20 protein-coding genes and 1 riboswitch are annotated in these 20726 nt (G+C 68.9%); of the genes, 15 read left to right on the forward strand and 5 right to left on the reverse strand.

Annotated features, from left to right (window positions below):
• The first annotated feature begins 109 nt into the window (after positions 1–109).
• The 5 genes from IE160_RS03195 to IE160_RS03215 are packed head-to-tail and all read left to right on the forward strand — an operon-like array spanning position 110 to position 3814.
• Positions 110–649: a hypothetical protein gene (locus tag IE160_RS03195; RefSeq protein WP_191151632.1), complete on the forward strand. Its 540-nt coding sequence runs from the start codon at positions 110–112 to the stop codon at positions 647–649.
• A 30-nt stretch (positions 650–679) separates the two neighbouring features.
• Entirely contained in the window at positions 680–1216 is a 537-nt protein-coding gene (locus IE160_RS03200; protein ID WP_179873299.1) for a GNAT family N-acetyltransferase, read from the forward strand.
• 49 nt (positions 1217–1265) lie between these two features.
• The gene (locus IE160_RS03205) at positions 1266–1760 is read left to right on the forward strand and encodes a nitroreductase family deazaflavin-dependent oxidoreductase (protein WP_191151633.1); all 495 of its coding nucleotides are present in this window, start codon (positions 1266–1268) and stop codon (positions 1758–1760) included.
• Between the two features lie 9 nt (positions 1761–1769).
• Positions 1770–2903: a calcium/sodium antiporter gene (locus IE160_RS03210; RefSeq protein WP_191151634.1), complete on the forward strand. Its 1134-nt coding sequence runs from the start codon at positions 1770–1772 to the stop codon at positions 2901–2903.
• 23 nt (positions 2904–2926) lie between these two features.
• Positions 2927–3814 carry a potassium channel family protein gene (locus IE160_RS03215; RefSeq protein ID WP_191151635.1) on the forward strand — a complete coding sequence of 296 codons (888 nt, stop codon included), beginning with the start codon at positions 2927–2929 and terminating at the stop codon, positions 3812–3814.
• Here IE160_RS03215 and IE160_RS03220 read toward each other — a convergent pair.
• Positions 3811–4677 (reverse strand): EamA family transporter, encoded by an 867-nt coding sequence (locus IE160_RS03220; RefSeq protein WP_191151636.1) that lies wholly within the window; start codon positions 4675–4677, stop codon positions 3811–3813. The two genes, IE160_RS03215 and IE160_RS03220, sit on opposite strands and share 4 nt — an antisense overlap.
• 38 nt (positions 4678–4715) lie before the next feature.
• On the opposite strand from IE160_RS03220, the gene IE160_RS03225 reads away from it, so the two are divergent.
• Positions 4716–5237 (forward strand): MarR family winged helix-turn-helix transcriptional regulator, encoded by a 522-nt coding sequence (locus tag IE160_RS03225; protein WP_191151637.1) that lies wholly within the window; start codon positions 4716–4718, stop codon positions 5235–5237.
• Positions 5238–5255: 18 nt separating this feature from the next.
• Here the strand turns inward: IE160_RS03225 and IE160_RS03230 are convergent, their stop codons facing one another.
• Both IE160_RS03230 and IE160_RS03235 read right to left on the reverse strand, forming a co-directional pair.
• Positions 5256–6077, reverse strand: a complete 822-nt coding sequence (locus tag IE160_RS03230) for an SDR family NAD(P)-dependent oxidoreductase (RefSeq protein WP_191151638.1) — start codon at positions 6075–6077, stop codon at positions 5256–5258.
• An 85-nt stretch (positions 6078–6162) separates the two neighbouring features.
• Positions 6163–6726 carry a DUF4395 domain-containing protein gene (locus IE160_RS03235; protein WP_191151639.1) on the reverse strand — a complete coding sequence of 188 codons (564 nt, stop codon included), beginning with the start codon at positions 6724–6726 and terminating at the stop codon, positions 6163–6165.
• 68 nt (positions 6727–6794) lie between these two features.
• Here IE160_RS03235 and IE160_RS03240 point away from each other — a divergent pair, with 68 nt between their 5' ends.
• From IE160_RS03240 to gcvP, 5 genes are all read left to right on the forward strand, one after another.
• On the forward strand, positions 6795–7454 hold the full coding sequence (locus IE160_RS03240) for an LON peptidase substrate-binding domain-containing protein (protein WP_224744544.1): 660 nt from the start codon (positions 6795–6797) through the stop codon (positions 7452–7454).
• Between the two features lie 26 nt (positions 7455–7480).
• Positions 7481–7657 carry a hypothetical protein gene (locus tag IE160_RS03245; RefSeq protein ID WP_179873305.1) on the forward strand — a complete coding sequence of 59 codons (177 nt, stop codon included), beginning with the start codon at positions 7481–7483 and terminating at the stop codon, positions 7655–7657.
• A 40-nt stretch (positions 7658–7697) separates the two neighbouring features.
• Positions 7698–7798, forward strand: a riboswitch (glycine riboswitch).
• Between the two features lie 163 nt (positions 7799–7961).
• A complete protein-coding gene (gene gcvT, locus IE160_RS03250; protein ID WP_191151957.1) occupies positions 7962–9077 on the forward strand; it encodes a glycine cleavage system aminomethyltransferase GcvT in 1116 nt (371 codons plus the stop codon).
• Positions 9078–9080: 3 nt separating this feature from the next.
• Positions 9081–9452 carry a glycine cleavage system protein GcvH gene (gcvH, locus tag IE160_RS03255; protein ID WP_191151640.1) on the forward strand — a complete coding sequence of 124 codons (372 nt, stop codon included), beginning with the start codon at positions 9081–9083 and terminating at the stop codon, positions 9450–9452.
• A gap of 110 nt (positions 9453–9562) precedes the next feature.
• Positions 9563–12448 (forward strand): aminomethyl-transferring glycine dehydrogenase, encoded by a 2886-nt coding sequence (gcvP, locus tag IE160_RS03260; RefSeq protein ID WP_502708745.1) that lies wholly within the window; start codon positions 9563–9565, stop codon positions 12446–12448.
• 70 nt (positions 12449–12518) lie between these two features.
• Here gcvP and IE160_RS03265 read toward each other — a convergent pair whose 3' ends face one another.
• Positions 12519–13319 (reverse strand): CPBP family intramembrane glutamic endopeptidase, encoded by an 801-nt coding sequence (locus tag IE160_RS03265; RefSeq protein ID WP_191151642.1) that lies wholly within the window; start codon positions 13317–13319, stop codon positions 12519–12521.
• A gap of 420 nt (positions 13320–13739) precedes the next feature.
• Here IE160_RS03265 and IE160_RS03270 point away from each other — a divergent pair, with 420 nt between their 5' ends.
• From IE160_RS03270 to IE160_RS03280, 3 genes are all read left to right on the forward strand, one after another.
• Positions 13740–15503 carry an ABC transporter family substrate-binding protein gene (locus IE160_RS03270; RefSeq protein ID WP_224744545.1) on the forward strand — a complete coding sequence of 588 codons (1764 nt, stop codon included), beginning with the start codon at positions 13740–13742 and terminating at the stop codon, positions 15501–15503.
• Between the two features lie 122 nt (positions 15504–15625).
• On the forward strand, positions 15626–17149 hold the full coding sequence (locus IE160_RS03275; RefSeq protein WP_191151643.1) for an ABC transporter permease: 1524 nt from the start codon (positions 15626–15628) through the stop codon (positions 17147–17149).
• On the forward strand, positions 17149–18378 hold the full coding sequence (locus IE160_RS03280) for an ABC transporter permease (protein WP_191151644.1): 1230 nt from the start codon (positions 17149–17151) through the stop codon (positions 18376–18378). Before IE160_RS03275 ends, IE160_RS03280 begins: the two co-directional genes overlap by 1 nt.
• A gap of 18 nt (positions 18379–18396) precedes the next feature.
• Here the strand turns inward: IE160_RS03280 and IE160_RS03285 are convergent, their stop codons facing one another.
• Positions 18397–19002 (reverse strand): PH domain-containing protein, encoded by a 606-nt coding sequence (locus tag IE160_RS03285; protein WP_191151645.1) that lies wholly within the window; start codon positions 19000–19002, stop codon positions 18397–18399.
• A 50-nt stretch (positions 19003–19052) separates the two neighbouring features.
• Here IE160_RS03285 and IE160_RS03290 point away from each other — a divergent pair, with 50 nt between their 5' ends.
• On the forward strand, positions 19053–20726 hold the full coding sequence (locus IE160_RS03290) for a dipeptide ABC transporter ATP-binding protein (protein ID WP_191151646.1): 1674 nt from the start codon (positions 19053–19055) through the stop codon (positions 20724–20726).

Raw genomic sequence — 20726 nt, forward strand, 5'->3', positions numbered from 1 at the left:
GCAACGGCCCGCTCTGGCACGCTAACCCGTTGTTGACCTCGTGGACAACAGCGCCGCTCGCAGGGTAGGTGATAGCGCAGCGCCCAGGTGCCTCCGGCACGATAGAGGCGTGGATGCACAGCGCGCGCTCACCGACGCCCGAGAGGCGCTCGCCGCGGCCGCCGCCGAGCTCGCCGCCCGCGGCATCCCGCCCGAGCAGCTCGCCACCACGGTGCCGCTCCGTCGTGCGCTCGGAATCATCCCGCGACCCGCGACGATGCGGCGCGCCGGCGAAGGATTCCTCCTCGGTGCGATCCTCGCCACCGTCGACGGCGGGGCTTTCGACCCGGGTACGATCCTGCGAGCGACACGCCAGGTGCTCCCCGGCCATCAGGCCGCGTCTGCCCAGGAGCGGCGGGCTCTGCGGCAGACCGCGCTCGACGCTGGCTTTCGCGAGGGAACCACCGTCGTGCTCGACTCCCGCCCCCTCCCGCTCGACGATGAGTCGGCCATGCGCGCCGAGGCCGGCCCGCTCGTCCTCACCGACGACGGCGTGCTGGTCCGGTGGATCCCCACCGCACCCGACAGCGCGCTCCGACCGCTCGGCGACTACCTGCACGAGAGGCTCGACCTCAGCAGCCCGCGAGCCGCCGGCGAGCGACCTCGGTAGGCTAGGGGGAATGATCTCCCCGAGGGCCGCATGACCGGTCCGATTCTGCGCAAGGCCGACCGGGACGAGGTCGTCGAGATGACGAGCCTCTTGCACCTCGCGCACGCCGAACTCGCCGACCGGGGCCTCAACTTCTCCGGCGTCGATCAGACCGTCGCCACGACGCGCCGCCGTTCCTTCCAGGGCAGCACGTGGGTGCTCGAGCTCGAGGGCCAGCTCATCGGCATGGCAACGCTGAGCATGCCGCCGAGCAGCGTGCTGCGCAATCTCAGCGAGGTCGCGAACGTGCGGCGCGCCGCCTGGCTCAACCAGTTGGCCGTGCATCCCGACCATCGCGGTGACGGCCATGCCCGCACGCTCTTCGAGAAGATCCGCGACGAGGCGATCCGCCGCCGCGCGGCGTTCCTCGGAATCGACACGGCGCGGCCGGCCGAGGACCTGGTCGAGATCTACCACTACTGGGGTTTCGCCGAGCGCGAGGTCATCCAGTGGCCCGGCAAGGCCTACGACAGCCTCGTCATGACCCTCGCCCTGCGACCCCTGCCGGCCATGCCCACCCAGGGCTGAGGGTTCGAGCGCCGAGCACGCACGGCACCGCCTACGCCACACTGGGGGCATGAGCGACCCGATCGTCCGCACCGTCCGCGCCGTCGTGGCGCCGATCACGCGCACGCGCACCTTCCGCTGGCTCGCGCCGCGCGTCATGCCGCCGATCGAGCGCGCCATCGCGACCGTCACCGGCAGCTCGGTCCAACTGAGCGGGCTGCTCGTGCCCTCGCTCGTGCTGCGCACCACCGGGGCGCGCAGCGGTCAACCGCGCGACTCGATCCTCATGTACACGGCCGACGGCCACGGCTGCGCGATCGTCGCCGGCACGAGCTTCGCGCGCGAGAAGCACCCAGCGTGGACGTACAACCTGCTCGCCCATCCCGACGCGGAGATCGCGGTGCGCGGGCGGCGGTTCGCGGTACGCGCCGCCCTCATCGAGGGGGATGCTCGGGAGGCAGCCTGGCGTCGCATCGAGCACCAGTGGCCGGGGTACCGGTCCTACGAGCGCGAGTCGGGCCGCGTCGTGCGACTCTTCCGGCTCACGCTCACGCGCGAACTCTAGGCTGGGCTGGTGCAGATTCTCGACGTCCTCCTTGTCATCGGCGGGCTCGTGCTCCTCATCGTCGGCGGTGAGGCGCTCGTGCGCGGTGCGGCGAGCATCGCGACCCGCATCGGCATGTCGCCGCTCATCGTCGGCCTCATCGTCGTCTCCGCGGCCACATCGGCACCCGAGCTGGCCGTGACGGTCGGCTCGGTCATCAGCGGCGAGCCCGGCCTCGCCGTCGGCAACGTCATCGGCAGCAACATCGTCAACATCCTGCTCATCCTCGGGCTCTCCGCCCTCGTGATGCCGCTGCTCATCAAGCGTCAGCTCGTGCGGTTCGACATCCCCGTCATGGTGGGCCTCTCGATTCTCCTCGTCGCCGTGAGCCTCGACGGTCAGATCGGGCTGCTCGACGGCGTGCTGCTGCTCGCAGGTCTCGTCGTGCACGCGGTGCTGAGCATCCTCATCGGGCGTCGAGAGGTGCGCGTGGGGGCGGAGGGTGCCGGCACTGCGCCCATCCCCACCCCCGGCAGCCCCACGCCGGTCTGGCTCTCGCTCCTGCTGCTCGTCGTCGGCATCGGGCTTCTCGTGCTCGGCTCGCAGCTGCTCGTGACCGGAGCCGTGAGCATCGCGACCGGGCTCGGCGTGAGCAGCCTCGTCGTCGGCCTGACGGTCGTCGCGATCGGCACCTCGCTGCCCGAGCTCGCGACGTCGATCATCGCCGTGCGGCGCGGTGAGCGCGACATGGCGGTGGGCAACATCGTCGGCAGCAACATCTTCAACATCGGCATGGTGCTCGGTCTGCCGGCGATCATCTTCGGCGAGGGCATCCCCGTTCCCGCCGCCGCGATCGCGCTCGACCTGCCGGTCATGCTCGCCACCGCGATCGCGCTCCTGCCGATCGCGTTCACGGGGTTCATCATCGCGCGCTGGGAGGGCGGTCTCTTCGTGGCGATCTACATCGCCTACACGGCCTACCTCGTGCTCGCGGCCACCCAGCACAATGCCCTGGAAGGCTTCACCGACGTCATGCTGTGGTTCGTGGTGCCGCTCATCGCCCTCACGCTCATCGTCGTCACGACCTACGAGGCGGGGCTGCACCGGGGCAAACGGCTCGCCGCGCGCGAAGCGAGCGATGAACGGTCCCAGCCGGGAGGCTGACGCACTCGACTACCCTCGGCGGCATGGACTGGCTCGTCTCCGCCCTCGGCACCGCGCTCGTCCTCGCGGGCGCATACGACGTCTTCCACACGCTCCTCAATCCGAGCGGGCGCGGCACCATCAGTCGGCTGATCTTCGCGCTCTCCTGGCGCATCACACGGCGGGCCCGCCGCCTGGGACTCGCCGTCGGCCCTGCATCGGTCGTCACCGTCATCGCGATCTGGGCGGCAACGCAGGTCGTCGGATGGGCCCTCATCTACACGCCGCACATTCCGGAGGGGTTCGCCTACTCGCACGACATCGACCCCGCGAGCTTCGTCGCCTTCTGGGAGGCGATCTACTTCTCGGGCGCCACGCTCACCACGCTCGGCTTCGGAGACACCGTGCCCATCGAGCCGTGGCTGCGCGTGCTCGCCCCCGTCGAGGCGCTCGCCGGCTTCGCGCTGCTCTCGGCGAGCGCAACCTGGTTCCTCCAGTTGCACGGGGCGCTCGCCCGGCGGCGCTCACTCGCCCTGCGGGTCTCGCAGCTCGAGGAGGCAGGCTTCGCCGAGTCGCTCGCCCAGACTCCGCGCACCGCGGCGGCGGTCATCATCGAGTCGATCGCCGAGCAGATCGCGGTCGCCCGCGTGGACTACGTGCAGTCGACGGAGACCTACTACTTCCGCGACCTCGACGAGCGAGCCTCGCTCTCCTCCGCGCTGCACGCGGCGTGGCGCATCGCCGAAGCCGCGCTCGCCTCACCCGACGCCGAGGTGCGACACTCGGGGGCGGTGCTCGACGCGGCCCTGCGCGACCTGGCGCAGTACCTCCACGGCGCGTTTCTCGGCGGCCGGCGCACGGATCCCCCGGCCGCGCCGGAGGTGTTCGAGCGCTACACCGCCGACCACCGCCGGGGTCGTGCCGCCGGCTAGTTCCTTCGCGACCGCTGGGGGGACCAGCGCTGACCGAGGAGCACCCCGCCGAGGGTCACACCCATGCCGAGCAGCTGTGCGGGCGTGATGTTCTCGCCGGCAACGGCGGCGCCGAGGGCCACTCCCGCGACGGGGTTCAGGAGGCCGATGAGCCCGACGGAACCCGCGGGCAGGTGCCTCAGTGCGGTGAACCAGGTCACGAACGCGAGCGCCGTGGCCACGAGTGAGAGGTATCCGGCGCCTAGAGTGCCCTGCGCGTCGAGCGCGGGTGGTGCACCCTCGACGAGAGCCGCGACGGCGGTGAGCGAGAGTCCGCCGATCGTGAGCTGCCACGCGGTCATGTCGAGAGCGCGGGTGGCATCCCGCCAGCGACGCGCGAGCACGAAGCCCACCGACGACATGAGCATGGCGGCGACCGATGCGGCGATCCCCCAGGGCTCGACGCGATCCTCCGCCCCCGACACGAGCAGCACTACGCCCGCAAAGCCCAGCACAGCACCGCCGAGCGACAGGGGCGCTGGCCGCTCGGCGGCGAGCGGCCAGGCGAGCACGAGGATCACGAGCGGCGCGAGGGCCATGAGCATCGCGGCGATCGAGGACGGGAGGAGGTGGGCGGCGACGTAGACGAGCACGAAGAACGCACCGACGTTGAGCACGCCGAGCACGATCGAACGCCACCACCACTCGCCACGCGGAAAACGACGCGAGAGAGCGAGGAGGACGAGACCTGCGGGCAATGCACGAAGGGCGGCGCCCCAGAGCGGCGCATCCGCCGGCATCGTCTCGGCGGTCACGACGTACGTGGACCCCCACACGACCGGCGCGATCGCCGCAACGGCGAGCCAGAGCCATTTAGTTTCCATGGAAAGCAGAAGACTTCCGAGGAAAGTATTATTCCCCCATGGATCCGCACATCTCCGCACACCGCATCGCCGATCGGGTCGAACGCATCCAGGAAGAGTGGCGTCGTGCGCGACCTGACCTCGACCCGTCCCCTCAGGGCGTCTTCGGCCGTCTTGCTCGGCTGACGGATGCGATCGACCAGGAGCTTGATCGGGTCTTCCGCGCCTACGGTCTCACTGCGGGCGAGTTCGACGTGCTGGCGACGCTGCGTCGAGCGGGAGGTGCGTGCGAGCGCAGCCCCAGCGAGCTCGCCGCGAGCACCATGGTCACTGCGGGAGCCCTGACCAAGCGCGTCGACCGGCTCGAGCGGAGCGGGCTTGTGCGCCGTCGGCGCGTCTCCAGCGACGGCCGCGCGCGCGTGGTCGGGCTGACCGCGGAGGGGCGCACGCTCATCGATGCGGCGATCGAGGCTCACCTCGCGAACGAGCGCACGCTTCTCGAGGCCGTCCCCGAGCCTGATCGCGCCGAACTCGAACGAATCATGCGCGCCTGGCTCGCCACGCTCTCCGACGAGCTCTGAGAACGGCCTGGCCGCGTCCTAGTGCCCGAGCAGGTCTTTCATCTGCCAGTAGATGAGTGCCGCCGCCCGCTTCGGGGAGAGGCGCGCCATGCGCGACATGAAGCGAGCGTCGGAGCCGATGAAGATCTCGTAGCTGCCCTTCTCGACGGCCGCGACGATCTGCCGCCCCGCCTCGGGCGCGGGGGTCGTCTTGCGCTCCTTGCCGCCCGCGCCCGCGCTCATCGCCGCCATCTCCTCCGGCGTCATGATCGCCGAGTTCACCGCGATGTTCGTGCCGATCGCTCCCGGGAAGACTCCGGTGACCTGCACGTTCGTCGCCATGAGCTCGGAGTGCAGTCCGCGTGACAGCTGAGCCACGGCGGCCTTCGTCGCGCCGTAGAGCGACTGGCCGGGCACGGGTGCGTAGGCGCCCATGCTCGCAACGTTGACGATCGCGGCTTCGGGCCGCTGCGTAAGCTCGGGCAGGAAGGCCTTGATGGTGTTGATCGTGCCGTACAGGTTGACGTCGATGACGCGCTCGATCTGGTCGAAGCCGAGATCGGCGACCGGTACGAACTTCTGGATGATGCCGGCGATGTTGAGCAGCCCATCGACCTGGCCGTGCGCGGCGGTGACGGCCGCGGGCAGCGCGAGCACGGCATCCCGATCGGTGATGCTGACGACGTGCGTCGAGATCGCATCGCCCTTCGCTCCCGCCAGCTTCACGGTCTCGGCGAGACCCGCCTCGCTCAGGTCGACGGCGGCGACCTTCGCCCCCTTCTCGACGAGCTGGAGGGCGACCTCGCGCCCGATGCCGTTGCCGGCGCCCGTGACGACGAAGACCTTCGAGGTGATCTGCATGATGCTCGTTGATCGAGGGATGCGCGGCTACGCGCATGGCCAGGCTAGTCAGCGGCTCGGCCCATCGGCAGGGTCGAACGTCCCGCTACTCCACCCGGTGGCTCTCACCGCGGCGCGGAGGCGTGTACGTGCACGTGTCGCCCGAGCACAGCGTGGGCGGAGTGCGACTGAGACGCCGGGCGAGCTCGCACCCCAGGCAGTAGCCGAAGGCGGCCTCGGCGAACAGCAGCGCGAGGCACACCCCGCACACGGTCTGGGCGATGACCGCGGCAAGGCCCAGCCAGCCGAGAGCGAGGCAGCCGGCCAGGGCCATGCCGAAGCCCAGTCCCCAGGCAAGCCGCTTGCTGCGCGCCTCGACCCATTCGGGCCGTTGGGGGCGGGTGAGCAACGTGCCAAGAAGGAGGGTGGGGGTGAACCGCGTGCCGAGGAAGAGGCGAAGGTACATTTCGAGCGCGAAGACGGCGCCGAACGCGCGCATCGCCGAGAGGTCTCCCGTCATCACGCCGATGAGCCAGGCGGTGAAGCCGGCGAGGAAGAGGATGCCGGCGGAGCCGCGCACGGCGCGCTCGTTGACGACGGGAGTCTCGATGCCCTCGACCCACTGACCGATCACGGGCTGAGGGCGGGGGTCGGCGCGGGGGGAGGTCATGCCGCAACAATACCCCAGGGGGTATGCCCTGGTGGGAGATCCGCAGGAAGGGGTGGAAGCCTGGCGGCATGACGGTACTGCCGATGTTCCCGCTGGGCAGCGTGCTGTTCCCGTCCATGCCCGCCGCACTGCGCATCTTCGAGGAGCGCTACATCGTGATGCTCTCGAAGGTGCTCGACGAGGAGCCCTCCGAGTTCGGCATCGTGCTCATCGAGCGAGGCTCGGAGGTCGGCGGGGGAGAGCAGCGGTTCCCCATCGGAACCGTCGCGCAGATCACCCAGGTCGAGGCCAGCGAGGGCTTCATCGGGCTGGTCGCGCAGGGTTCGCGCCGCATCGAGATCGTCGAGTGGCTCGACGACGACCCCCACCCCCAGGCGGAGGTGCGCGAGCTGCCCGAACTCGAGTGGCAGGACTCCCTGCAGCCCCTGCGCGAGCAGGCCGAGCAACTCGTGCGCAGGACGATCGCCCAGGCGAGCGAGTTCGTCGAGCAGCAGTGGCCCGCTGACATCGTTCTCGACGACGATCCGATCGCGGCCGTCTGGCAGCTCGCGGGCATCGCACCGGTGGGGCCGCTCGACCAGGTGACGCTCCTGCGCTCGTCGACGACCGAGGAACTCTTGCGCGGCATCATCGAGGCGACCGAGGGGGCTGCAGAGATGCTCACCCTGCAGGTCGAGGACGACGGCTTCCCGAGCCCCGACGACTTCCGCTACGGCTCGGGCGAGTGAGGTGCGCGGCCTTCTAGGCTGATCGCATGAACGCAGAGGCGGCCTTTCCCATCCCGACCGATGCGGCGACAGCCGCCTGGGCTGGTCCGGTCTTCGCGCTCATGGCGCTCACGGTCGTCGCGCTGCTCATCTGGCAGGCCGTGCGGTACTTCCGCGACGAACACGACGACGATGACGGCCCGGATGGCGATCGCACGCAGTAGAGTGGCGCCCAGCATCACTCTCAACTGAACACTCGGCCGTCACCGTCGGGCGGGAGAGCGCGAGTCACAGCACCACGGCCGCGCACCGAAGGAGCAAGCCTCCCCGCCAATCTCTCAGGTCATCCGTACCGCTCGACCAGGCCGCTCTGAAAAGCAGGAGAGCGCCCGCGCCTCCTCGCCCACGGTGAAAGCGCCGCCCGCGCATCTCGGGCGCGTGAAACTCTCAGGCTCATGACAGAGGGGGAGTTCCACCGACCCGACGTGTCAGGAGAACTCCGTGTCAGACACCACCCCCCTCGCGGCGATGCAGAGGTCGCCGCTGCACGACGAGCATGCAGCACTCGGTGCGACTTTCACGGGGTTCGCCGGCTGGCAGATGCCCGTGCGCTACAGCAGCGACCTCGCGGAGCACGCGGCCGTGCGCACAGCGGCGGGACTGTTCGACCTCTCGCACATGGCGGAGATCTCCGTCACCGGGGCTGACGCCGGCGCCTTCCTCGATGTCGCACTCGCCGGCCGACTGTCGGCACTGCCGCTGCTCAAGGCGAAGTACTCACTGCTGCTCGACGAGAGCGGCGGCATCATCGACGACCTCATCGTCTACGCGAGCGCAGAAGCCGAGTACCTCGTCGTCGCGAATGCGAGCAACCGGCACGCTGTCGTCGAAGCACTCCTCGCCCGACAGGCTGACTTCGAGGTGCAGCTCGCCGACCTCACCGAGCAGCTCGCGCTCATCGCCGTGCAAGGCCCGGCGGCGCGCGCGATCCTCGACCAGACCGAGGGGCTCGCTACCCGCGACGAGCTCTCGCGGGGCCGCACGCTCTACACGCTCGGGTACTACGCGGCGATGGGCATGACCTGGCGCGACAGCCCGGTCTTCGTCGCCCGCACCGGCTACACGGGCGAGGACGGGTTCGAGCTGTACGTCGATGCGTCCGACGCCGTCGCGCTGTGGCGCGCACTCCTCGCCGCGGGCGAGGCGCACGGCCTCATGCCATGCGGTCTCGCGGCGCGCGACACCCTGCGACTCGAGGCGGGTATGCCCCTGTACGGCCATGAGCTGAGTCGAGACATCCTTCCTGAGCAGGCGGGCCTCGGGCGCGCTGTCGCCGTCGACAAGCCGCGCTTCGTCGGCAAGGCGGCGATCGAGGCAGGACCCGCCGGGGACGCGCGCGTGCTCGTGGGCCTGCGCGCCGAAGGCCGGCGTGCTCCGCGCGCCGAGTACTCCGTTCTGCACGGCGAGGACGCCGTGGGCGCCGTCACGAGCGGGGCGCTCTCGCCCACCCTCGGGTACCCGATCGCGATGGCGCTCGTGCACCCCGACCACCGCGCGCCGGGCACCGTGCTCGACGTCGACGTGCGCGGCACGCGTGTGCCCGCGACCGTCGTCCCCCTCCCGTTCTACCGAAAAGAGGACTGAGTCATGAGCGTTCCCGACGACCTGCAGTACACCGCCGAGCACGAGTGGGTGCGCCTCGAGGGCGACATCGCGACGGTCGGCATCACCCAGTACGCGGCCGACTCCCTCGGCGATGTCGTCTACGTCGAGCTGCCCGCCGTCGGTGCGGCGCTCGCCGCAGGTGCGATCGTCGGCGAGGTCGAGTCGACCAAGTCGGTCGGCGAGCTGTATGCCCCGCTCGCCGGCGAGGTCGTCGAGGCCAATCAGGGTGTCGTCGATGCGCCCGAGACGATCAACGCGGATCCGTACGGCGAGGGTTGGCTCGTCAAGCTTCGTGTGAGCGAGCCGCCCGCTCTGATGACCGCCGACGACTACCGCACCCTCATCAGCGCCTGACCGGCGCACCGCACCCGCCTTTCCGCATTCGACCCCTGGGAGCCTCGACACCCGTGAGCCACGCCTTCGCCGACCGTCACATCGGCCTCGACTCCGACGCCCGCCAGCTCATGCTCGACGCCCTCGGGTACCCCGATCTCGCATCGATGATGGATGCGGCCGTACCCGCCGCCATCCGTCAGTCGAGCCCGCTGCGCACGCTGCCCGAACCGGCATCGGAGGCGGAGGTGCTCGCCGAGCTGCGCGCGATCGCCGACCACAACACCGTGCGCCGCTCGCTCATCGGGCAGGGCTACTACGGCACCGTCACCCCCGCGGTGATTCAGCGCAACGTCTTCGAGAACCCCAGTTGGTACACGGCGTACACGCCGTACCAGCCGGAGATCTCCCAGGGTCGCCTCGAGGCACTGCTGAACTTCCAGACGATGGTCGCCGACCTCACGGGGCTGCACACGGCCAACGCCTCGATGCTCGACGAGGCGACGGCCGTCGTCGAGGGCATGCTGCTCGCCCGCCGCGCCTCGAAGAGCACCTCCAACCTCTTCCTCGTCGATAGCGACCTCTTCGCGCAGACGCGCGCCGTGCTCGACGGGCGTGCGGAGGCGCTCGGGCTCGACCTGGCCTACCTGCCGCTCGCCGAGACCGACCCGGCCGACCTGCCCGAGGCGTTCGGCGTCTTCGTGCAGTACCCGGCCGCATCCGGTCGCGTGTGGGATCCGTCCGCGGTCATCGCCCAGGTGCACGAGCAGGGCGGGCTCGCGGTCGTGGCGGCCGACCTGCTCGCTCTCACGCTTCTGACCCCACCCGGCGAGCTCGGCGCCGACGTCGCGGTCGGCACGACGCAGCGCTTCGGCATCCCCATGGGCTTCGGCGGGCCGCACGCCGGCTATCTGGCCGTGCGCGCAGGCCTCGAGCGTCAGCTGCCCGGCCGTCTCGTCGGCGTCTCGAAGGATGCCGATGGTCGCCCCGCCTACCGGCTCACCCTGCAGACGCGCGAGCAGCACATCCGCCGCGACAAGGCCACCAGCAACATCTGCACGGCGCAAGTGCTGCTCGCCGTCATGGCGTCGATGTACGGCGTCTACCACGGGCCCGATGGCCTTCACCGGATCGCCGAGCGCGTGCACCAGCAGGCCGCGAGCATCGCTGCGCAGCTCCAGGGCGCGGGCTACGAGGTCGCGCACGACGCGTTCTTCGACACTCTCGAGGTCATCGCGCCGGGCCGCGCCGCCGAGCTCGTCGCAGCCGCACTCGAGCACGACGTGCTGCTCTGGCAGGTCGACGACGATACGGTGCGGCTGAGCTTCGACGAGACGACCGCTGTCTCGCCCGTGCGCGGCACGACCCTGGGCGGGGGGCAGATCGGGTCGGCGATCGTCGCGATCTTCGGTCTCGAATCCGACTGGGCCATGGTGTTCGAAAGCCCGATTCCCGCGAACCTGCGCCGGGCATCCGAGTTCATGACGCACCCGGTGTTCCACGCCCACCGCAGCGAGACGGCGATGATGCGCTACCTCAAGCGCCTCGCCGACCGCGACTACGCGCTCGATCGCGGCATGATCCCGCTCGGGTCGTGCACCATGAAGCTCAACGCTGCGACCGAGATGGCCGCCGTGAGCTGGCCCGAGTTCAACGGCCTGCACCCCTTCGCTCCCGTCGACGACGTGCAGGGCTCGCTCGTCATGATCGGCATGCTCGAGGATTGGCTCGCCGAGCTCACGGGCTACGACGCCGTCTCGCTGCAGCCCAACGCCGGCAGCCAGGGCGAGCTCGCCGGCCTGCTCGCCATCCGCGGCTACCACCGGTCACGCGGCGACGACCACCGCACGGTCTGCCTCATCCCCTCGAGCGCGCACGGCACGAATGCGGCCTCGGCCGTCCTCGCCGGCATGCGCGTGGTCGTCATCGCGACGACCGAGACCGGCGACGTCGACCTGGTCGACCTGCGCGCGAAGATCGCCGAGCACGGCGAGAACCTCGCGGCCCTCATGATCACCTACCCCTCGACGCACGGGGTCTACGAGCACGGTGTCATGGACGTCACCGCCGCCGTGCACGAGGCCGGCGGCCAGGTCTACATCGATGGCGCGAACCTCAACGCCCTTCTCGGCTACGCCCGCTACGGCGACATCGGCGGCGACGTGAGCCACCTGAACCTGCACAAGACCTTCTGCATCCCCCACGGTGGCGGAGGTCCCGGCGTGGGCCCGGTCGCCGCCAAGGCGCACCTGGCCGAGTTCCTGCCCGGGCATCCGCTGGCCCAGATGGAGGCGCACCCGCCGTTCGACATGCGCACGGGAACCGTCGGCACCGTCGTGCACCGCGGCGCGCCCGTGTCCGCCGCTCCCTACGGCAGTGCGAGCATCCTGCCGATCTCGTGGGCCTACGCCCGCCTCATGGGAGCCGAGGGGCTCACCGAGGCCACCGCGACCGCCGTCCTCGCCGCGAACTACATCGCCCTGCGCCTGCGCGAGCACTTTCCCGTCCTCTACGCGGGCGAGAACGGGCTCGTCGCGCACGAGTGCATCCTCGACCTCCGGCCGCTCAAGGAGGCGACCGGCATCTCGAACGACGATGTCGCCAAGCGCCTCATCGACTACGGCTTCCACGCGCCGACCATGTCGTTCCCCGTCGCGGGCACCCTCATGGTCGAGCCGACCGAGTCGGAGGATCTCGCCGAGCTCGAGCGGTTCATCCAGGCCATGATCGCCATTCGCCACGAGGCCGACGCCGTCGCCGCGGGGGAGTGGCCCGCCGACGACAACCCCCTCGTGAACGCCCCGCACACGGCCGAGAGTGTCATCGTCGGGCAGTGGGAGCACGCGTACTCGCGCGAGCTTGCCGCCTACCCAGCCACCCTCGCCGGTTCGACCGTCGACGGGGGGTTCGGGGCGACGCGGGCCGACAAGTACTGGCCGCCCGTGCGCCGCGTCGACCAGGCGTACGGTGACCGCAACGTCGTCTGCTCCTGTCCGCCGGTGGAGGCATTCGCATAGAGGCGATTGCCTCCACCGGCATCCCACCGTGCTTGTCTGGCGCGCCTGCGGCGCGACACGACGCATTCGCCTAGGCGGGGATGCCGAACAGGTCGGGGAAGGCCGCCGCGGAGGCCGGGTATCCCACGAATACCGCAGCGTCGATCGCGGTGTGGGCGACGATGAGCGGAGCCACGCGACCGGTGCGCGTGTACAGCCATCCGAAGAGGATGCCCATGGCCACGTTGCCGACGAACGCACCGAAGCCCTGGTAGAGGTGGTAGGTGCCGCGCAGCAGGGCGCTCGTGAGGATGATCGCCCAGGGGCTCCAGCGCAGGTCGCGCAGTCGGGCGCACAGGTACCCGACGGCGATGACCTCTTCGACCAGGCCCGCGCGCAGCGCCGCGAGCAGCAGCACGGGGACCGTCCACCAGTACTCGTCGAGTGCGGTGGGCACGACCGTCACGGTCAGACCCAGGCCGCGACCGGCGAGATAGAGCCCGAGCCCGGGCACGCCCACGAGGAGGGCGAGCCCCAGCCCGTCGCGCACGTCGTGCCAGGGCCGCGTGCCGTCGAGCCCCAGGCGGTGGAGGTGGGGTCGCGCGGCGCTCCACAGCAACCATGCGACGAGGGCGACGGGCACGAGCCCGAAGGCGATGCTCAGCAGCTGGTAGACGAGGTCGAAGATCTCGCGGTCGTCTCGGGATGCGTTGATCGTGGCGGTCTGCTGCGAGAGAGGCACCTCCCGCGTGAGCCGGTTGGTGATCGCGACGACCGAGTAGACCGCGCTCGCACCGAGGGAGAGCCCGAGCACGAGCAGGATCTCGAGGCGCACGCGAGCCGCGGTGAGCGGCGCGATCTCGAGACCGACGGGGCGGGGCTGATCAGTCATGTGTTCGAGGGCGCGTTCGCGTGGGCAACCACGCCGACGAGCGAGCGCGCGAACGCGCACTTTGTGGACTTCCCCCAACGTGGGGTGGACAAAACGGTCTGTTCTTTGGCGCAAACCACCAGGGCATCTCCTCGCTCACTGGGCACCGGGTCGGCAGGTATCGCCGAATTCATCAAGGATGCGCCATCAAACGCAAGATAAATGCATTCAACGGCGCTTTCGCGCATGAAAACACTGGCCACGACGTTTTCCCGCGCACATCGTTACTGGTGTGTAACGAATGCCGCGCCAGTTTGGCTCCGATGACTCAGCCTCTCTAGGGTCAGATCCAATACGCGTGCGCGGCCGACCGCAAGTCGGTGCTGCACGTATCCATCTTGCACAGGAGGAAAATTGCGAATCAGCAGAATCGGGGCCTCTGTGGCCACGGTCGCGGCGAGCGCTCTCGTACTCTCGGCTTGCGCAGCGCCGCAGTCCGAGGTCGTCGAGGGAAGCTCGATCACGGTCGCGTGGAACCAGGCGTTCTACTCGTACAACGACGACACTTCGTTCGGCAACGCCACGGCGAACGCCAACATCATCTACATGACCAACGCGGGCTTCAACTACTACAACAACGAGCCTGCGCTCGTGCGTGACGAGTCGTTCGGCACCTACGAGGTCATCTCGGAGGACCCGCTCACGGTCGAGTACACGATCAACGAGGACACCGAGTGGTCCGACGGCGTGGCCGTCGATGCCGCCGACATGCTGCTCGCCTGGGTTGCGAACACCGGTCGCCTCAACACCCCCGACTTCGAGCCGGGCGAGTTCACCGACCCCGACACGGGCGAGTTCACCGATGACTACCCGACCGACGTCGTCTACTTCGACGGCTCGCTCGGCACCGGCCTCGACCTCACCGCCTTCCCCGAGTTCGACGGCAAGACGCTGACCCTCACCTACGACGAGTTCTTCGTCGACTGGGAGCTCGTCTTCGGTGTGGGCCTGCCGGCGCACATCGTCGCCGAGAAGGCGCTCGGCATCGAGGACCCCGCTGAGGCCAAGCAGGCGCTCATCGACGCCGTCGTGAACGAGGACACCGAGGCGCTCGCAGCGATCTCGAGCTTCTGGAACTCGGGCTTCAACTTCTCCGAGATGCCCGAGGACACCGACCTCGTCGTCGGCAGCGGCCCGTACCTCATCACGGACTTCGTCGCTGACCAGTTCATCACGATGACCGCGAACGAGAACTACACCGGTGACAACCTCCCCGCCATCGAGGAGGTCACGGTGCGCTTCATCGACGACCCGCTCGCGGCTGTGCAGGCGCTCGCCAACGGCGAGGTCGACATCATCAGCCCCCAGGCCACGGCCGACGTCGCCGACGCGCTCAACGCGCTCGACGGCGTGACCGTGCTCGGTGGCGAAGAGGGTGTCTACGAGCACATCGACCTGACGTTCGAGAACTCGAAGAACGGCACGTTCGACGACCCGCTCCTGCGTGAGGCCTTCCTCAAGACGGTGCCGCGCCAGCAGATCGTCGACACGCTCATCGTGCCGCTGAACCCCGAGGCCACGGTGCGCAACTCGCAGCTGTTCCTCCAGGGTGCTCCGGGCTACGACGAGACCGTCGAGAACAACGGCATGGCGGCCAACTTCGGCGAGGTCGACATCGAGGGCGCTCAGGCGCTCATCGCCGAGGCCGGCGTCACCGACCCTGCCGTCTGCATCCTCTACGCGTCGAACAACCCTCGCCGCGTCAACGAGTTCGCCCTCATCCAGGCTTCGGCCACCGAGGCGGGCTTCGTCGTCGAGGACTGCGGCAGCCCCGAGTGGGGCGGTCTGCTCGGTACGCCGGGCGCCTACGACGCGACCTTCTTCGGGTGGCAGTCGACGAGCCTCGGCGTGACCAACAGCTCGCCGACGTTCCGCACGGGTGGCATCAACAACCTCAGCTACTACAGCAACACCGAGGTTGACGCTCTCCTCGACGAGCTCGATGTCACGATCGACCCCGAGCGCCAGATCGAGATCCAGATCGAGATCGACAAGCTGCTGATGGACGACTTCTACGGTCTGACCATCTTCCAGTTCCCGGCCGTCACCGCGTTCTCGGACCGCGTGACGAACGTGAACCCGGGCCCGCTGTCGCCGACGATCTTCTGGAACGTCTGGGACTGGGAGCCGACCGAGAACAACTAGTCGGTAGGTTCTTCACCGACTGACTCGCGTCAGTTCGACTCAGTGAGAGGGCGCTGGGGCCGCGATAGCGGCCCCAGCGCCTCCCGCTGAGACTCCCCGTTCACAGAAGGGCGCCATTCTCGATGGCCACGTTCGTCGTCAGGCGACTCATCGCCTCCGTCTTCGTCCTGCTTGCAGCGACGTTCCTCATGTACAACCTCGTCGCATTCTCCGGCGATCCGCTCGAAGATCTGCGCACGAGCAACGCTCCCAACAAGGAGCAGCTCATCGAGTCGCGAACGCGACTCCTCAATCTCGATGTCGCGCCTCCGCTGCGCTACTTCATCTGGTTCTTCGGCGTTCTGCGACTCGACTTCGGCATCAGCGTGCAAGGGCGCGACGTCAATGCCATGCTCGAGCAGGCCATCGGCTCGACCCTGCAGCTCGTCACGATCGCCACGGTCCTCGCCATCATCCTCGGCCTCATCGTCGGCATCACGACCGCGCTGCGCCAGTACAGCGGGTACGACTACACGGTCACCTTCATCTCGTTCCTGTTCTTCTCCCTGCCGATCTTCTGGGTCGCCGTGCTGCTCAAGCAGTACATCGCCATCGGCTTCAACGACTTCCTCCAGGACGACCCGCAGCTGCCGGTCTGGCTCATCGCTCTGCTGAGTGCCGCTTCCGGGCTTCTGTGGGCGTCGATCATCCCGGGCGCCATGAAGCGCAAGATCACCACCTTCGTGATCGCCGTCGGCGCGACCGTCTCGATCCTCGCGATCATGAATCTCGTCGACTGGTTCACGGTGCCCGGTCTCACGATCATCGGTGTGTCCATCGCCGCGATCGGCGCCGCGGTGGGCTTCACCCTCCTCATCACGGGCCTGCAGAACCGTCGGGCACTGCGCGCGGCGCTCGTGACGGCGGGCATCGGCCTCGCGGTCTACTTCCCGTTCCAGTACTACGTCTCGTTCTTCATCACCGAATGGTGGATGCTCATCCTCCTGGGTCTCGCGACCGTAGGAGTCAGCCTGCTCGTGGGCCGGCTCATGGGCGGGCACGACCGCGGCCCGATCATGCGCATCACCGCGTTCACGGGCGTCGTGACGGCACTGGCGATCCTGCTCGACCGCTTCATGATCGTGTGGGACGACTACGCCAGCTCCGGCCGCATCCGCGGCAGACCGATCGCGACCATCGGGTCGTCCACTCCCGGGCTCGAGGGCTCGCTCTGGGTCGAGGGGGTCGACATCTACACGCACCTCCTGCTGCCGACGATCGCGCTCATCCTCATCTCGTTCGCGACCTACACGCGCTACTCGCGCTCGAGCCTGCTCGAAGTGATGAACCAGGACTACATCCGCACCGCTCGAGCCAAGGGCCTCAACGAGCGCACGGTCGTGGTCCGACACGCCTTCCGCAACGCCCTCATCCCCATCGCCACGATCGTGGCCTTCGACGTCGGCGGCATCGTGGGCGGTGCCGTCATCACCGAGACGGTGTTCGGCTGGACGGGCATGGGACAGCTGTTCATCAATGGCCTGAACCAGGTCGACCCGAACCCCGTCATGGCCTTCTTCGTCGTCGTCGGAGGGCTCGCGATCCTCTTCAACCTCATCGCCGACCTCGCCTATGCCGCTCTCGATCCGCGAATCCGGGTGTCCTGATGACTACTCCATCCTCCCTTCAGCCGGGTGACGCCAACTCCGGCGTCGCCGATGCCGAGAACTCGATCGAGCTCAAGGAGGTCGAGGGCCTCAGCCAGGGGCAGATCGTCCGGCGCCGGTTCTTCCGCCACCGCGGCGCCGTCGTCTCCATGGTGGTGCTCGCGATCATCGTCGTGCTCGCCTTCAGCGCCGTCGGCTTCGACTTCGCGGTCTTCGACCTCACGATCAAGACCGCCGGCTGGTGGCAGTGGACGTGGACGTCGATCCCGACGCCGCAGAACGGCGGCGCACCGACTCTGAGCCTGATCCCCGAGTTCCTGGGCGGTGACGGCATCCGCTTCGGCGACCATCCCTTCGGGCAGGACGAGATCGGGCGAGACACCTTCGCGGTCGTCATGCGCGGTACGCAGCAGTCGATCGTCATCATGATCGTCGTCGGCCTCATCGCGACGGCGATCGGCACGGTGATCGGGGCGATCGCCGGCTACTACCGCGGCTGGGTCGACTCGGTGCTCATGCGCTTCACCGACATCATCATCACCATCCCGCTCATCGTCATCGGTGCGGTTCTGGGTCTCGCGTTCGGGCGCCTGGGCGCTTTCGTGCTCGCGATCATCATCGGTCTCTTCACCTGGACCGGTCTCGCGAGACTCGTGCGCGCGGAGGTGCTGAGTCTGCGGGAGCGCGAGTTCGTCGACGCGGCTCGCGTGGCCGGCGCGAGCGACCGCCGCATCATCTTCAAGCACATCCTGCCCAACGCGGTCGGCGTGATCATCGTCAACACGACACTGCTCATGGCCGCGGCGATTCTGCTCGAGACGGGCCTGAGCTTCCTGGGCTACGGGGTGCAGGCCCCCGACACCTCCCTCGGCGTCATCATCAGCCAGAACCAGGCGGCGTTCGCCACGCGCCCGTGGCTGTTCTGGTGGCCGGGTGTCTTCATCATCGCGATCGCGCTGTGCATCAACTTCATCGGTGACGGTCTGCGCGACGCTTTCGACCCTCGGCAGAAGCGACTGCCGAACGCGCGCAAGCTCGCCAAGATGCGCACCGAGACCCTCAATCGTGCCTCGACGATCGTGTCGTCGCGCGGTGCAGGCATGCAGGCGGGCGGCACGGCCGTAGGCGGCGCCGGGCGAGGGTTCTACGCCGATGCCCCCGATGAGTCAGATCGCGGCTCGGGCTCCACGGGCGGGGGCGCCGACGGCGGCCCGACGAGGAACTCGTAGATGCGTGCCGAGATGCTTCTAGAGCACGAGGCCGAGCACGCCCGCGGCCGTGAGCGCGGCCAGGACGACGATCGTCGTCGGATGCCACGTGCGCCGCAGCGCGCCCGGCTCGAGCGGCCCGTCGAGCATGCCATCGTCGCGCAGCTGCTCCCAGTGCCGCCGGATGTGGTTCGCGGCCGCGCCGCTCTGGCTCGAGAGCGTGTCGCCGGGGCGAATTGCGCCGGCCACGCGAGCCGATTCGCTCACCCGCGTGTCCTCGGGGCTGAGCGTGAAGACCGTGTACCGGCCCGACGCCGGCGCCGCCCAGGCCTCGATGCGGCCTCGAGGGGTCGTGAGAGTGAGCGCGTACTTCGTGTCGACGATCTGAATCGCGTTCCACGGAACCTGCCACGTGCTCAGGGGGTTGCGCACGAGAACAGCGTGCTCGAGGACGTCGACGCGAGGCAGCCAGAACAGGGCTACGGCGAGTACCGCGAGCACGGCGAACCACCAGCCGTAGCGCACGAGACCGAGCACATCGCCGACCGTGACGAAGCCCGCGATGCCGGCCACGGCGATCGCGATGACGACGACCGTGAGGCCGCGACCGAACGCCGGGCGGAAGCTCGCGGGCTGAAAGCGCATGCTGTCAGCTTCGCAGATTCCCCGCTCCACACTGCACGGAAGGATCACTCGTGACCCCCACAGCTTCGACTGCTGTCGAGACCGTTCTCGAGGTCGCCGACCTCGGTGTCGACTTCTGGGTGGACGGCGAGTACTACCCCGCTGCGGTCGGACTCACCTACCGGGTACGCCGCGGTGAAGTGCTCGCGATCGTCGGTGAGTCCGGCTCGGGCAAGAGTTCGAGCTCGATGGCGCTCCTCGGCCTTCTGCCGCCCACCGCGCGGGTCACCGGCTCGATCCAGCTGCTGGGACGGGAGCTCGCCGGGCTTGGCGCCAACGAGCTGCGCAAGGTGCGCGGCAGCGAGATCGCCGTGATCTTCCAGGAGCCCATGACGGCCCTGAACCCCGTCTACACGGTCGGTTTCCAGATCGTCGAGACGCTGCGCACCCACTTCGACCTCACCCCCGCGCAAGCGAAGGAGCGGGCGATCGAGCTTCTCGACAAGGTCGACATGCCCGACCCGGGCACGGCGTTCCACAAGTACCCGCACCAGCTCTCCGGCGGCCAGCGGCAGCGTGCCATGATCGCCCAGGCGATCTCGTGCGACCCGGTGCTGCTCATCGCCGACGAGCCGACCACCGCGCTCGACGTGACCGTCCAGGCCGAGATCCTCGAACTGCTGCGCAGTCTGCGCACGCGCCTCGACTCGGCCATCGTGCTCATCACGCACGACATGGGCGTCGTCGCCGACCTCGCGGATTCGATCATGGTGATGAAGGACGGCGAGGCAGTCGAGCAGGGCACGGCTCTCGATATCTTCCAGACGCCGCAGCACCCCTACACGCAGTCGCTTCTCGCGTCCGTCCCGCACCTGGGCGTCAACCTCACGGAGGAGGGATCCCGCGCGGGCACGACGCGCACGGCGGAGCCCGCGCTCTCTTTCCAGAGCGTCTCGATCGAGTACCCGAAGCGCGGTCGAGTGCCCGCCTTCCTCGCCGCCGACGAGATCAACCTCGAGGTCTTCCCCGGCGAGATCGTCGGGCTCGTGGGCGAGTCGGGGTCCGGCAAGACGACGCTCGGGCGCGCGGCCGTCGGCCTGCTGCCCATCAAGCAGGGTCGACTCGTCTCGGCGGGCCTCGACATCTCGACCGCAAACGCCCGCGACCTGAAGCCGCTGCGCCGCAAGGCAGGGATCGTCTTCCAGGACCCCGGGTCGAGCCTCAACCCGCGCATGCCGATCGGCGAGAGCATCGGCGAGCCGCTCTACCTCGCGGGGGAGGCGAAGGGCTCCGAGCTCAACACGCGCGTCGAGGACCTGCTCGACTCCGTCGAGCTGCCCCGCAGCTACCGCAACCGCTACCCGCACGAGCTCTCCGGTGGTCAGCGGCAGCGCGTCGGCATCGCCCGCGCCCTCGCGCTGACTCCCGAGCTTCTCGTCGCGGACGAGCCGACGAGCGCCCTCGACGTCTCGGTGCAGGCACGCTTCCTCGACCTGCTGCAGGAGCTTCAGCAGCGCCTGCAGTTCGCCTGCCTGTTCATCAGCCACGACCTCGCAGTCGTCGATATCCTCGCGCACCGTATCGCGGTCATGCATCGCGGTAGACTCGTGGAGCAGGGTTCGCGCGATCAGATTCTGCGCAATCCCCAGGACCCCTACACTCAGCGCCTCATCGCCGCTGTTCCCCTGCCCGATCCAGTGGCGCAGCGGGAGCGTCGAGAGCAGCGCGCAGCAACCAAGGACTGA

This window comes from Chryseoglobus sp. 28M-23 (assembly GCF_014789785.1).
GTDB classification, from domain to species: domain Bacteria; phylum Actinomycetota; class Actinomycetes; order Actinomycetales; family Microbacteriaceae; genus Microcella; species Microcella indica.

What these genes read in the sequence shown, in the direction of transcription:
- IE160_RS03200 (WP_179873299.1), top strand. Translation starts at nt 680, where the DNA reads ATGACCGGTCCGATTCTGCGCAAGGCCGACCGGGACGAGGTCGTCGAG.
- IE160_RS03275 (WP_191151643.1), top strand. Translation starts at nt 15,626, where the DNA reads ATGGCCACGTTCGTCGTCAGGCGACTCATCGCCTCCGTCTTCGTCCTG.
- IE160_RS03220 (WP_191151636.1), bottom strand. Translation starts at nt 4,677, where the DNA reads ATGGAAACTAAATGGCTCTGGCTCGCCGTTGCGGCGATCGCGCCGGTC.
- IE160_RS03245 (WP_179873305.1), top strand. Translation starts at nt 7,481, where the DNA reads ATGAACGCAGAGGCGGCCTTTCCCATCCCGACCGATGCGGCGACAGCC.
- IE160_RS03280 (WP_191151644.1), top strand. Translation starts at nt 17,149, where the DNA reads ATGACTACTCCATCCTCCCTTCAGCCGGGTGACGCCAACTCCGGCGTC.
- gcvP (WP_502708745.1), top strand. Translation starts at nt 9,563, where the DNA reads ATGCTCGACGCCCTCGGGTACCCCGATCTCGCATCGATGATGGATGCG.
- gcvT (WP_191151957.1), top strand. Translation starts at nt 7,962, where the DNA reads ATGCAGAGGTCGCCGCTGCACGACGAGCATGCAGCACTCGGTGCGACT.
- IE160_RS03265 (WP_191151642.1), bottom strand. Translation starts at nt 13,319, where the DNA reads ATGACTGATCAGCCCCGCCCCGTCGGTCTCGAGATCGCGCCGCTCACC.
- IE160_RS03205 (WP_191151633.1), top strand. Translation starts at nt 1,266, where the DNA reads ATGAGCGACCCGATCGTCCGCACCGTCCGCGCCGTCGTGGCGCCGATC.
- gcvH (WP_191151640.1), top strand. Translation starts at nt 9,081, where the DNA reads ATGAGCGTTCCCGACGACCTGCAGTACACCGCCGAGCACGAGTGGGTG.
- IE160_RS03240 (WP_224744544.1), top strand. Translation starts at nt 6,795, where the DNA reads ATGACGGTACTGCCGATGTTCCCGCTGGGCAGCGTGCTGTTCCCGTCC.
- IE160_RS03215 (WP_191151635.1), top strand. Translation starts at nt 2,927, where the DNA reads ATGGACTGGCTCGTCTCCGCCCTCGGCACCGCGCTCGTCCTCGCGGGC.
- IE160_RS03230 (WP_191151638.1), bottom strand. Translation starts at nt 6,077, where the DNA reads ATGCAGATCACCTCGAAGGTCTTCGTCGTCACGGGCGCCGGCAACGGC.
- IE160_RS03235 (WP_191151639.1), bottom strand. Translation starts at nt 6,726, where the DNA reads ATGACCTCCCCCCGCGCCGACCCCCGCCCTCAGCCCGTGATCGGTCAG.
- IE160_RS03225 (WP_191151637.1), top strand. Translation starts at nt 4,716, where the DNA reads ATGGATCCGCACATCTCCGCACACCGCATCGCCGATCGGGTCGAACGC.
- IE160_RS03285 (WP_191151645.1), bottom strand. Translation starts at nt 19,002, where the DNA reads ATGCGCTTTCAGCCCGCGAGCTTCCGCCCGGCGTTCGGTCGCGGCCTC.